Genomic DNA, 13295 nt, shown 5'->3' with positions numbered 1-13295 from the left:
TGCCCTTGAAACTTGCACTTGCTTATCAAGATGTTATAATGACCTATAGGTATAAGCATCAAAAAGGGGGGAAATTTATGGCTTTACGCAGCCAATTAATTACCAAAGAGTTTCCAGAATTAGATAGAGTAGAGCGCTTAAATAACGAGGCTTTTCCAGAAGAAGAACGTATTCCATTAAGTGACTTCTTAAAATTGGATGGTCGTGATGATTATCATTTCTTTGCCTTTTATGACGAGGATGATTTTGTTGGATTTGCCTCAGTTCTCTACAATGCCAAAGTTTTTTATGTGAGTTTCTTCGCCATCGTACCTCAGATGCGGAGTCATGGCTACGGAAGTGAGATTATTGATAAACTGGTAGACTTTTATGGACCATCTCGTTCTATGGTCTTGGAGGTAGAGCGCTTGGATGAACCTAACGATAATCCTGACCAACGTGCAGCGCGTTGGGATTTCTATAAGCGTAATGGTTTTAAGACTTCCAATGCCTTTTTGGAATATGAGGGCTTGAGCTTTGAGATTCTCTATCGTGGCGATCACTTTGACGAAAAAGCCTACAGAGACATATTCCACAAACTTCAGGAAAATGCTTATTTTGATTTTAGTATCAAACATCGTCGCTTGAGCGATTTATAAACAATCCATTCAAACAGGTCTTAGTCGGCCTGTTTTTTCATTTGTTTTCAACGTTTGCCAATTGTTTTCAGAATATTTTGTCCTCCTATGCTATAATGGAAGTACTATGAAGAAAGTAATTTTACAGTATCTGGCAAGTGCCCTGGCTGTAATCCTCATACTTGGTCTTGTGGTTTTCAATCGACAGCGAAATCACTCTTTGGTAAAGAAGGTCAAAGACCCTGAGATTTCCTATATTTATCAGGATTCTTTGGAAAATATAGATAGACTGGCACTTAGTCAGGCTGGGGTTATCCAATCCTATCAACTCGATGCTTTATCTGTTAGAAAGGAAGACGGGAAGATTCATCTCGTTCTCCATATCAATCATTCCTATGATATGCAGGTAAATCTTGTCCTAAAGGCAGATATCTACGGTGATTTATCTGTGGTTCAAGCGACGCCATCAAAGGCTTTAAAGCTGGCCTTGGAGGACGAGTCTTATCAGAAACGCTTAACCTTGATTTCGCAAAAGGCAGATGCTATTATGGCTCGTGATCACTGGGATCAGGGCATTAAACCGGCCTATGTGGCTCAGGTCAGAAGCAAGATGAAAAAGACTTCCTTGACCCAGTTAGATAAGGTTTTACAGGACATTGACCAAGAAAGTAAGGAAGTGGGCTCAGATACCTATACGGCCTTTTTCCAAGCTTCTCAACTCCCTAATCATGACAAGCTCAATTTGGTTATGGAGCACATGCAGGTATATGTGGACAAGTACCAGTTCCTCCAGTTAGGGAAGTCAGGTTATAAATTTTCTAAGAAGCTAGAGCCAACCAGTCCTTTTTATAGTTACTTCCGTGAGGCTATTATGGAGACCTATCAGACGGATCTAGGGCTTGGGGTGGATGACTTAGGTATCAAGCTTCATCTTTTTAGGTCTTGGATTGATAAGCAGTCTATGGACTATATTAGGACCAACTACAAGGGCAAGACAGATTTAGACAAACTTCTGGCCTATAGTAAGGACAAGAAGATTCATCTGGATTTCACGACAGGTGCCTCCTACCATAATCGAAGCTTGGGAGACTTTACCTATCCGCAGAACATGAAAATTCAGCTACCTCAGACCAGTGTCATGGGTCCTTACGGAGTTAGCAATTCCCGTTTTATTGAGTTTATTGTCAATATGGATACGGGGAGATTTGTTTCTGAGTGGAATGTCTACAAGAAAAGGAAAGACGGTAGCATCGACTCTAATCCTAAGCATTATAAGATTGAAGACGGTGCTGACATTGCCGATACGGACTCTGCTAACTATGGGCTGTCTAAGGGCTTGAATGCTGACCTACCAGCCTATCTCAATAATAGCCATACCTATCTTGACGTTCGTCATCCTGCTGACAATGCGATTAGACGCAAGATGGTTAGGAAGTGGAAAAATCCCAAGAATGTCTTAAACGGTGGGCGCTATGCTGATATTGTTAAAAAAGGAGGCTTGAAAGACCTTGAAACATGGAAACAAGTTAAAGCTGAAGACCGGCTCCAGGTCTACAATGCTTACCTTGATTATATTCGCTCTCATCTTGTGCTTAATGGGTTTGACAGCTTTTACCAAGAAACCTACAATCCCCAAGGTGGAGACAAAAAAGACTGAAACCCTTGATAGTGTTCTTGTCGCTAAAAATTTCTATCGTGTAAGGGATGCCTATGCCATCAAGCTCTACGGGCAGGATGAGGGGATGTCCTTTGATGTGGCTGGCCAAAGACTTTTTGGATCAAACATTGCTATTAAGGATGGCCTATTATATGGCTCAAGTCTTGGGGATTTAACCATTGAGGCTTATTTTCAAGGAGAGGTGTCCTACCTTTTAGAGGCTACCCAGAAGCTCCCAGTGGACAAAAATCGCATCAAGGCTAACCACTATAGTCAGGACATTGTTCTGAACAAAGTTTGGACTAGTTTGGAAGGCCAAGAAACCTCCAACAGTATCATCACTCAGTTTCAGGATAAGACTCTACTCAAGTTGCGGATTAGCTACAACAAAGAGTTTCTTCCTACAAAGATTCAAGGTTTTTACAATAGTCAGACCTTTAATGGCTGGCGGGACCTCTTTTACATAGATTATCCTTATAGTGATCAGGAAGCCTTCAATCAGGCTCAAGATGCCTATATACAACACATCCAGTACATGGAAACTCATCCTGAGGAAGAAGCAGGAGAGTTTGGTTAATAAAGCAAAATCACCTTTATCTCGAGATAAAGGTGATTTGTTTGCTCCTAAGATTTAAGTTTTAGTTGTGATTTGTGGCAACTTCTGGAAAAAGCTTGTCTAAGATTTTAGGAGTGATAGCTTGTCCAGGTCCTTCAGCACAGTAGGTGTGCATATACATAGAGGGGTTAAAGTTGAGCTCGATGCAGGTGCAATGAGGGTTTTCCTTGCTAGCAGGTTGGGTTTCATCTGGAATAATGAGGTCAACCCCACAAGCCCAAGCGCCCATACTAGTTGCCATAGCTGCAGCTAATTCTTGGTAAGAGGAATCCATGGTCTCAGTGACATCAATAGAGTCACCACCCGTAGAAATGTTTGAGTTACGACGTAGATTGACCTTTTTCCCTTCTGGGAGAATATCATCAGGGGTATAACCCTGTTGCGTTAACATCAATTGTTCGATGTCTCCTAGCGCAATGATTTCAAGTGGTGAGCGGTGATCACGTCCTCGCAATGGATTGGCATTTTTCTGAGCGACCAATTCACGAATGGTGTGTTTGCCATCACCGACAACATTGGCAGCGACACGAAGGAGGACAGCCTCACAACGTCCATCCAAGATAAAGAAACGATATTCGGTTCCTGGGATAAATTCTTCAACAAGAACAGCTGTATCTTCTGCAAAGGCAATCTCGAGGGATTTCTTATAGTTATCAAGGCTGGCAGGCTCTTGGAAAATGGAAATACCCAGACCGAAGTTGGTTGATTTTGGTTTAACCACAATTTGCTTGTCCTTGATAAGAGGATAGTAGGCTAGACCTTGTTCTAGACTGGTAAATTCGTCGCCTGCGGGAACAGGGAAACCAGCGTCAGCCAGGATTTTTTTGGTCACGGTTTTATTAGCCATGGCAAGAGGTACTACATAGTTGTCTTTTGAGGTCATGTTACCATTTTTGACGTACTCAACATGATCTTTATGCCAGAGTTTAAGGAATTGATCCTGCTCATCTAGGATTTCAAAATGGATTCCTTTTTGAATGGCATCAAAGAGTAGCATCTGAGTAGAAAGTTCCATCTCCTCATAACCCTTAAGAGCATAGTGGGCAGTCCAGTCGTAATCATGATAGGCAAGAGCCTTGTCAAGGGCAAAGTCAGCAAGGGACTTGTCTTTGATATGAGGCAGAAGTTGAGCAGCTAGTGTCTGGCTAGGATCAGCAAAGGCATCTTTGACTTGTTTGACCAGACCTTGATGATAGTCACCAAGCCCAAAATGTTGCACCAGTTGGTCCAGAGCCGTCGTAATGTTTTGAGTTTCAGCTTCAGATGGTAGAGGCTCTAAAGGATGAGAGAGGGCGATTTTTTCATTCAGCGCGTGACCTTGAGCCAGAGCCTGATCGACATTTTCAGGGGCATCCATCCAGAGGAAGGCTAGCAGGAGTAGGTGTACGGTATCCATGGTAGTTTGGCTAATACCGATACGCTCAAAGGGGTTGAGGTCGAAGTTACGGAATTCCAGATAGGTGATTCCCTTGTCGAGGAAGGAGCGATTAACCTTTTGTCCACGGAAACGAACAGCCGAGTAAAATTCCTTCTCCGCAATCAAATCTCCTTGTTCGATATAGTTTTCGATGGCAGAGACATAACCTTCGAGGCTTGCAAAGGATACTTGGATTTCTTCCTTATTGACATAACCATGGTCACTGTTACGGAAGGAACGCACGGGTTCTGGCACTTCTTGGTCGAAGAAACCTTGCTCAGCAACAGGTGCAGCACCAAAGAGATAGGTAATCACCCAACGGTAGCGCAAATAGTTCTGAGCCAGCTTAAGATAGAGGGCGTTCTTGAAAGCAATCATATCAGTCTGGTCGCTTTCTTTGAATAAAGCCTCAACCAAATCTTTCCCAAGTTCCATATTATAGTGGATACCTGAGATAGCTTGAAGTTTGGTTCCGTATTTTTCGGCCAAGTAGTTGCGATAATGGCGTTCGAATTCATTTTCCAGTTGGGCAACTTGGATTTCTTGGGCCTTGATACGAGGTGGCATGGACAAGGGCCAGAGAAGTTCATCTTTACTGATGGAACGTCCAGCTACATCGGTAATGGCTCCAAGAAAACGACGAGCCTCAGTGGTGGATTTAGCAACTGGTGTGATGAGCTCCATTTGAAACTCACAAAAATCTGTTTGAATATAAGGGTGGAAACTTCGAGCTCCTAGGCAAGAAGGGTGAGGCGTATGTGCTAATTTTCCCTGTCTATCGACACGAAGACTTTCGCGTTCAATTCCAAAGTTAGCTTGAAGGATAGGGCTGGTAGGCTCCAGCTTTTGAAGCAGTTGATTTATAGTCATAGAGTCACCTTTTCATCTAATGTTAGTGTTAGTCTATTATAAATAGGGACAGAAAACAAATTTCTGCTACGTTTAGTTGTAATTTACGAACATTTGTGATAAGTTTGTGAAAAATGAGCAGGTTTTAGAGCGATCTTTTTATCAAATATCATAAAATACTTACAAATGTTAGTGAAATGATATTGTGCTTGCAATTTTACTCAATTTAACCTATACTAATGACATATATATGAGAACGAAAAAATCCCTAGGGTCTGCCCTCAGGGGCTTTTGTATGCTCTCAAAAGGGTATGACCGTTCTTTTATAGATAAATGATAAGCATAAGACTGTTAGTTTTAAGCTTTGCTCTGCCTAGAGTAGACGATATTTTTCGCCGTGGTAACAGTTATCTAAATCTGCTCAGTCTTGCTGAAAACAGAGTAAGATACTAACAGTTCGCTCTGCCCAACAGCGATGCTTTCAGCGTGATAGATTACAAAATTGGTGTATATCTATCAATGCATGAAACACGCTCTGCCTAGAGCAGGCGATATTTTTCGTCGTGGTAGGGCTCATCCTGAATCTATTTGCACTTGTTCGAAGTTGCTCACAATTCGACGGTTCGCTCTGCCCAACAGCGATGCTTTCGCCGTGATAGATTACAAAAATGGTGTATATCTATCGATGCATGAAACACGCTCTGCACAGAGCAGGCGATATTTTTCGTCGTGGTAGGGCTCATCCTGAATCTATTTGCACTTGTTCGAATTGCTCACGATTCGACAGTTCTCTCTGCCCAACAGCGATGCTTTCGCCGTGATGATATTCCTATAACTGCAGAAGCAGTTATAGGAAGCGGAGTTATCGAGACTTTGGCTCGATAACTAGTCATGGAACGACTGAGTCGGTCGCTGACGTCCGCCATCACTTAAGAAAGCATCAAAAAAGAAAAATATCAAAAAAAGAAAAAAGAATAAAAAACGGAGGTAATTATGTTTCAAACCCTGATCGCCCAGATAAAGGAATACAAGAAACCCTCAATCCTAGCGTCCCTCTTCATGACGCTAGAAGTCATGTTTGAGATTTCTATTCCCTTTGTCATGGCTAATCTTTTGGACAAAGGTGTCCAGCAATCTAACATGTCTAACATTTGGCTCTATGGTGGCCTCATGTTGGTCTGCGCCTTCCTGTCGCTTTTCTGCGGTATGCAGTCGGCACGATATGCAGCCTTTGCCTCTGCTGGATTTGCAAAGAATCTACGTCAAGCCATTTTCAAAAAGGTTCAAACCTTCTCTTTTGAAAACATCGATAAGTTCTCAGCTGGTGGTTTGGTAACACGTATGATGACTGATGTGACCAACGTGCAGAACTCTTACCAGATGATTATCCGCATCTGTGTACGTGCACCACTTAACCTGATTTTTGCCATTGCAGCAAGTTTCCTGATTAATGGCGAAATGGCTTGGATTTTCGTTGGTGTAACACTCTTCCTTGGTCTGGTTTTGGCTGTTATTACCAAAATCGTATACCCTCTCTTTACTCAAGTGTTTGAGGCTTATGACAACCTAAATAACAGTATCAAGGAAAATATCACTAACATGCGTGTGGTGAAATCCTACGTTAAAGAGCAGGAAGAGACGGACAAATTCAAGAAGGCCTCACGTCGTATTTACAAGATGTTCATGCGTGCCATTCGTGTGGTTGTCATGTCTAACCCAGCCATGATGTTGTCTATGTACGCATCATTCCTCATGATTTCTTGGTTTGGTGCTCATCTTATCGTTGTCGGCAAACTATCTACAGGTGAATTGACTTCCATGTTCAGTTACACCATGACTATCCTAATCTCACTTATGATGTTCATGATGATCTTTGTCATGCTGTCTATCTCTATGGCCTCTGTAGAGCGTATCAATGAAGTGCTTAATACTGAATCAACCATTGTTTCACCTGAAAATGGCTTGACAGAAGTTGCAGATGGTTCTATCAGCTTTGATCATGTGGATTTCTCATATACTGATGAAAATGGTGACAAGACCCATGTTCTCAAAGATATCACTCTAGATATTAAGTCTGGTGAGGTTATCGGTATTCTTGGTGGAACAGGTTCTGGTAAATCAAGTTTGGTTCAGCTCATTCCTCGTCTTTATGATGTGGAAGCCGGTCAAGTTAAGGTTGCCGGTCACGATGTTAAGGACTATGATTTGGATAGCTTACGTAAGCAAGTTGCCATGGTGCTTCAAACCAATGTCCTTTTCTCAGGAACTATTAAGGAAAATATGCGTTGGGGAAATAAACAGGCAACAGATGAAGAAATCATTGAAGCTTGTAAGATTGCCCAAGCTGATGAATTTATCCAAGAGTTTAAGGATGGCTATGACACCAAGATTGAACGTGGTGGAGCCAATGTCTCAGGGGGACAACGTCAACGTCTCTGTATCGCACGTGCCCTCCTCATGAAACCAAAAATCTTGATTCTGGATGATTCAACATCAGCGGTTGATACCAAGACAGATAGTTTGATTCGTCAAGGTTTGGCATCAAGTCTTAAGGACACCACTAAGATTATCATTGGTCAACGTATTTCATCCATCCAAGATGCAGATCGCATCGTTGTTATGGATGATGGCCGTATCGATGCTATTGGTACCCACGATGAATTGGTGGCTAACAATGCCATTTATCGTGACGTCTACAAGATGCAAACACAAGGGAAAGGAGTAGCAGATGCAGAATAAGAAAAAAGCTAATTGGGGCTCTCTAGCACGTCTTCTACGCTTTTTGTGGCAAGACTACAAACTTTCGCTCTCTATCGCCTTTGTCCTCATTGTGGTCGCTTCTTTGGCAACGGTCAATTTGACGGCTTCTATTCAGTCCTTGGTTGATGTTTATGTTCAACCCATGCTCAAATCTGGTAGCCATGACTTTGGACCACTGTTGCGTTTCTTGACCTCAGTCGGTGTCTTCTGTCTTATTGGTGTGATTGCCAACTACGTGTCATCACTCCTCATGGCGACAATTTCACAAGATTCTCTGCGTTCCCTTCGTAATCAGCTCTTTGCTCGTATGCAAAAGCTCCCTGTTCGCTACTTTGACACTCACCAACACGGTGACATCATGTCTATCTATACCAACGATATTGATGCCCTTCGTCAGGCTGTTGAGCAATCCATTCCACAGTTGCTACAAACGGCCATTACCCTTATCGGGGTAACAGTGACAATGCTTACGGTTAGTCCTCTCCTCTTTATCGTGGTCCTAGTCATGGTAGGCATCATGTTTATGGTCATCAAAAATGTATCAGCCAAATCAGGCCGTTACTTTGGTGAGCAACAAAAGAATTTGGGGATTGAAAATGGCTTCATTGAAGAAATGATGTCAGGTCAAAAAGTGGTCAAGGCCTTTGTACACGAAGAAGAAAGTATGGCTGATTTTGATAAGATTAACGAGCAACTCTTTGAATCGTCTTACTTGGCCAATCGCTATGCCAATGTTCTCATGCCAATTCTTGGGAACTTAGGAAATGTTTCCTTTGTTTTGACAGCCTTGGTTGGTGGACTCTTTGCCCTTAATGGTGTCGGTGGCTTGACTATCGGTGGTCTCATGGCCTTCCTACAATTGAACCGTTCTTTCAACGGACCTATTACTCAGGTCTCTCAACAACTGAACTTTGTTCTTATGGCGCTTGCCGGTGCTGACCGTATCTTTGACCTTCTGGACGAACCAGAAGAAGTTGACCAAGGTAAGGTCACTTTGGTCAATTACGAATTGGTAGATGGTCAAATGGTTGTGACAGACAAGAAAACCAACCTCTGGGCTTGGAAACACCCACGTCCAAATGGCGATTACGAATTGGTCGAGTTGGTCGGAAATGTGGTCTTCCAAGACGTTGATTTCTCTTACGATGGTAAGAAACAAATCCTTCATGACGTTAACCTCTATGCAGACAAGGGGCAAAAGGTTGCCTTTGTCGGTGCGACAGGTGCTGGTAAGACGACGATTACCAACTTGATTAACCGTTTCTACGATATCCAATCTGGTGTGATTACTTATGATGGTATTGATGTCAAGCTGATTGAGAAAGATTCTCTTCGTCGCTCGCTTGGTATCGTGCTTCAAGATACCCATCTCTTCACAGGGACTATCGCTGAAAATATTGCCTATGGTCGTGCTGATGCGACACGCGAGGAAATTCTTGAAGCTGCCCGTATTGCTAACGTGGATTCCTTTGTGCAACACTTGGATAATGGGTATGACACTGTTCTTACAGATGACGGTGCAGGCTTGTCTAATGGGCAACGTCAGCTTATCGCCATTGCGCGTGCTGCCCTTGCCAATGCACCGGTTCTTATCCTTGACGAGGCGACATCCTCTATTGACTCTCGTACCGAAAAAATGGTGCAAGAGGGGATGGACCGACTTATGGAAGGACGTACGGTCTTCGTTATTGCCCACCGTCTTTCAACCATTGTTAACTCTGACGTTATCATGGTTATGGACCACGGACGTATCATTGAACGTGGTGACCACGACAGCCTTATGGAGCAAGGTGGTACTTATTACCGACTCTATACTGGTGGTCTTGAAATTGATTAATACTAAAAAAACTCAGGTTTTGCCTGAGTTTTTTTAGTGATGAAAAGGTTTCTTTTGAGACTTTTCTTGCAAAAACGATAGATTCGATATCTTAAATCTCAACTTCTTCTAAACCGTTTGAGTCTAGGTGATAGATCTTTTGGCAGACTTGTCTGAGATAGTTGACATCATGTGATACTGTCAGAATCGCCCCTGGATAGTTCTCGAAAAGCTGTCGAACTTGGGGCTGTGAGGTGGGTGAAAAGTTTCTGGTTGGTTCATCTAAGATAAGGAGCTGAGGGCTTTCTAAGACCAGGTGTAGCAGAAGTAGTTTTCCTTTCTGTCCTCCAGATAAATCAGAGATTGCATGGTTCATTTCATCATGACTAAAGTTGAGGTTAGCGAGATGGGAGCTTATAACTTCTCGTTCAGACTTGTCGCCAGTCTTACTTAAAAACGCTATTGGAGACAAATCCAGTGGCAATGTAGTGTCATAATGTTGGGGCATATAGCCAATAGTCAGGTCTGTCTTCTGGCTAAGTTCTTGGTAGAGATAGTGTAAGAGAGTGGATTTACCACAGCCGTTATCTCCAACAATACCAATTTTTTCCTGCCCTTTCAAAGAAAGTTTGAGATGGTCAATGGTCAGGTGAGGAGCGATGTTTAGTTGGTTTTCATCCAGGTTTAAGAGGTATTTTCCTTGAGGTAGATGGTCAATATGAGAGAAGAATAGTTCAATGCTATCTTCTTTTTCAGGCATTTGTGTCATGTCTTGGGCAAGGCGGTCGTAGCGTTTTTCTTGTGAGAGGACTGCTTTCATCTTTTTAGCAAGCAATCGTCCTTGTGTACTATCATGCGTATTGCGTAGGGTGGTTTGGACATTTTGTTTGATACGGCGATGCTTGGCCATGGCTTTGTCATAGGCTTTTTTCTCGGTTTTGGCTTGCTGCATCTGTTGTTGGTAGCTATCAGTGCGTTGTTGGCTATAGTTATCATAATCGAGGTGCTCCACACTGGTCCTTGCCTGTCGACGACGTTTAAGGAGTTCCAGATGGATAATGGTATCTGCTGTCTGGCTTAGTAGGTCCTCGTCATGTGAGATGTAGACAATCGTTTTATCAGAGTGCTTGATAAAGTTTTTTAACCAAGTTATAGTAGTCAAGTCCATATCGTTTGAGGGCTCATCAAGAAAAATGATGTCGTGGGGACGAGCTAATTCTCGGATGAGTTGAATTTTGAGTTTCTCACCACCTGACAGAGTGGCGATAAGCTGACTGCTAGCAAAACGCTCACTATCAAAATGAAGTTCATCAGCCAGACGATAGAGGGTGGCATAGTCTAGGTCATAAGTGTCCGCAAAGAAGTAGTCGTTAAGGGTTAGAGATTGCAAGCTATCCGAAATCTGTTGGGGAATATAGACCTGTGGGCTATCTGTTTTATTAATAGTTCCCTCGTAAGCCAGATGGTCAAAATGCGCTTTAGGATGGACCAGAAGGGCAAGGAGACTAGATTTTCCATTGCCTTCCTCCCCAATAATGGCAACTTTTTCGCCTAGAGCTATCGTTAGATTTAGATCATGAACAAGTTCACGCAAATCCTTGGTATGTGTTATGGTTAGGTGTTGAATCTGTATCATAGGACCTCCTAGGTCAGAGCGCTTGTGGATATTGTTTCATGGAAAGTAGGTTTTTACTTCAAACAATATCAAAGGTCAAAAAACAGTCCTACCTTATAAGATAGAACTGTCTTGAATCTAGCTAAAAAGCTCTCTAGGAGATAGTGATGGTGTGGACGCAAAAAAGCGCGGATACCATCAACAAGTTTTCTACAGAAAAAGAGCGCAAAAAAGACATGAAAACAATCTATCAAATAAAGCAGGTTTATTGTGAATAGACTTAGTTGTTCATGTCTCCATTTACCTCCGAATGTTACTTGTCTCGATTGTACGCTGTCAAAGAGTTTTTGTCAAATGAAAATCAAGAATCCAGCCTTCTTAGACCGCCGATGCACCTTATCAATAGTCCCCACCTATGCTATACTAGAAGTAATACTGAAAATGGAGATTATTATGGAAAATAAGTTTGTAAAGAAACCAACCCCTAAGGGGGATAAGACAACAAAAATTGTTTTTATAGGTCTCTTAGTGTCATTGCTTTTTATAATCGCAGGGACGGCTATCTTCTTTGCTGTGAATAGTAGCAGTAAGGCTACCAAAGGTTCAGCTGCATCCAGTAAGTCGAGTACGACTGTCTATTCCGGCAGCAATGCAGAAGACCCCTTGTTCAAAATCACCCTGAAAACCTTCGGGGATAATAAAGAATTTTTACTAGTGACACCAAATCCTGGTCATGATAGAAACATGTTTAACATTGTGGGGGTAGCTGGTCAATACTTAGTCACTCAAGAGTACAAGGGGGGTGAATCTGGTAAGAAAAATGCCAAGGGTGAGACACTTTATAAGTATGACTACTTTAATATCTATATGTATGACACGGAAAAACCAAATCAGAAACCTAAACAAATTGACCTTTTGAAATTGGCTAAAAAAGCTGGGGATGAAGATTATTTAAATCAGGCAAGTCTAAGGCTTTTCATGCTTAATGAGCAAGCTTACTTACAAATGCCTTTTGGTGCGTCATCAGCTGATTTTGCTTCTAATAAAAAATACCTCAATCTTAAGACACAAAAGATCGAGGAAATGAATATTCCAGCTAACTCTAATACTTTGGACTCGGAATTGGATTACGCCAATGTTGATATGCGTAAGACTTTAGAGCCTTTTGGTCTTGAAATGTGGACAGGTGCAACTAATGGTAGGGATTTAGATCATCCAAGAGAAACACCAATTGCGAGTCTGCCTGCTCTTTATTACATTTCTGAAAAAGACAGAAGCCTCAATATGGATAGTACCAACTTTGCCAAAGAGCATAAGGATGCTTATGAAGCGATTAAGACCAAACATGCTAGAATCTATACCCTTCCAAGTAAAATCAATAACGAAACCTGGTTCAATACCTTGCTCCATTGGATGGTACCTGAGGGGCAGGATGCCTACGAGTTACCTGTTAGGGCATTTAGACCGACTCAGGAAGAAGGGAAAGTCAAGTCCTATCAAGAATTGCAGTCTTGGAATGACAACCATATCAGAAAAAAATAGAGGAACTTACCTCTGAAACTAATAAGATGATTAACCCAAGTATATGATGCTTGGGTTTTTTATTTTATTGAAAATGTAGTGGGTGACTGTGGTCGTGAAAGACAATTATTAAATTGTATATCAATGGTTTATCGAGGGTGTTACAGAATCGGATGGTTTGTAATAAGAAGGTGAAAATTAGAATCAAAGTGAGGAAATCAGCCAATAAAATTAGTTAAATCCTCTCATAAGTCTAACATCTTCCGTGAAATTCATGAGAAAGTTAGGAATGAAAGGAAAATAAAACACAAATATGAAAGCGGTATAAAGCAAATAAAATCAAGTGTTTTACACTTGTAAGGGTAAAAAACGAGCAAAAGTTGTCGGTTGAATTGTCAGACAACTTGATTTTTTTTTAAAAAAGTTG

9 protein-coding genes are annotated in these 13295 nt (G+C 41.9%); 7 read left to right on the top strand and 2 right to left on the bottom strand.

The features are described 5' to 3' along the window. Window positions 1–77: 77 nt before the first annotated feature. The 3 genes from A6J31_RS06240 to A6J31_RS06230 all read left to right on the top strand — a co-directional run bounded on the left by A6J31_RS06240 (window position 78) and on the right by A6J31_RS06230 (window position 2851). Window positions 78–638 carry a GNAT family N-acetyltransferase gene (locus A6J31_RS06240; RefSeq protein ID WP_080610724.1) on the top strand — a complete coding sequence of 187 codons (561 nt, stop codon included), beginning with the start codon at window positions 78–80 and terminating at the stop codon, window positions 636–638. A gap of 106 nt (window positions 639–744) precedes the next feature. After that, window positions 745–2274 carry a DUF1310 family protein gene (locus A6J31_RS06235; protein WP_080610723.1) on the top strand — a complete coding sequence of 510 codons (1530 nt, stop codon included), beginning with the start codon at window positions 745–747 and terminating at the stop codon, window positions 2272–2274. Further along, window positions 2255–2851 carry a hypothetical protein gene (locus A6J31_RS06230; RefSeq protein WP_070656597.1) on the top strand — a complete coding sequence of 199 codons (597 nt, stop codon included), beginning with the start codon at window positions 2255–2257 and terminating at the stop codon, window positions 2849–2851. The genes A6J31_RS06235 and A6J31_RS06230 overlap by 20 nt, the downstream gene beginning before the upstream one ends. 61 nt (window positions 2852–2912) lie before the next feature. Here A6J31_RS06230 and gshAB read toward each other — a convergent pair whose 3' ends face one another. Continuing rightward, on the bottom strand, window positions 2913–5177 hold the full coding sequence (gene gshAB / locus A6J31_RS06225) for a bifunctional glutamate--cysteine ligase GshA/glutathione synthetase GshB (protein ID WP_080610722.1): 2265 nt from the start codon (window positions 5175–5177) through the stop codon (window positions 2913–2915). Window positions 5178–5885: 708 nt separating this feature from the next. On the opposite strand from gshAB, the gene A6J31_RS11520 reads away from it, so the two are divergent. From A6J31_RS11520 to A6J31_RS06215, 3 genes are all read left to right on the top strand, one after another. Beyond that, window positions 5886–6041, top strand: coding sequence for a hypothetical protein (locus A6J31_RS11520; protein WP_192573923.1), 156 nt, complete (start codon window positions 5886–5888; stop codon window positions 6039–6041). 108 nt (window positions 6042–6149) lie between these two features. Further along, window positions 6150–7895 carry an ABC transporter ATP-binding protein gene (locus A6J31_RS06220; RefSeq protein WP_080610721.1) on the top strand — a complete coding sequence of 582 codons (1746 nt, stop codon included), beginning with the start codon at window positions 6150–6152 and terminating at the stop codon, window positions 7893–7895. Then, on the top strand, window positions 7885–9753 hold the full coding sequence (locus tag A6J31_RS06215; protein WP_014634796.1) for an ABC transporter ATP-binding protein: 1869 nt from the start codon (window positions 7885–7887) through the stop codon (window positions 9751–9753). The genes A6J31_RS06220 and A6J31_RS06215 overlap by 11 nt, the downstream gene beginning before the upstream one ends. 91 nt (window positions 9754–9844) lie before the next feature. On the opposite strand, the gene A6J31_RS06210 is transcribed toward A6J31_RS06215, so the two are convergent. Then, window positions 9845–11368, bottom strand: a complete 1524-nt coding sequence (locus A6J31_RS06210) for an ATP-binding cassette domain-containing protein (protein WP_080610720.1) — start codon at window positions 11366–11368, stop codon at window positions 9845–9847. A 432-nt stretch (window positions 11369–11800) separates the two neighbouring features. On the opposite strand from A6J31_RS06210, the gene A6J31_RS06205 reads away from it, so the two are divergent. Then, window positions 11801–12889 carry a hypothetical protein gene (locus A6J31_RS06205; protein ID WP_105291378.1) on the top strand — a complete coding sequence of 363 codons (1089 nt, stop codon included), beginning with the start codon at window positions 11801–11803 and terminating at the stop codon, window positions 12887–12889. Window positions 12890–13295 lie beyond the last annotated feature (406 nt).

Origin of the sequence: Streptococcus sp. FDAARGOS_192, from assembly GCF_002073815.2 — a bacterium.
GTDB classification, from domain to species: Bacteria; Bacillota; Bacilli; order Lactobacillales; family Streptococcaceae; genus Streptococcus; species Streptococcus salivarius_H.
Note: the sequence above shows the minus strand (reverse complement) of the source record. Positions and strands in the feature narration are given on the sequence as shown.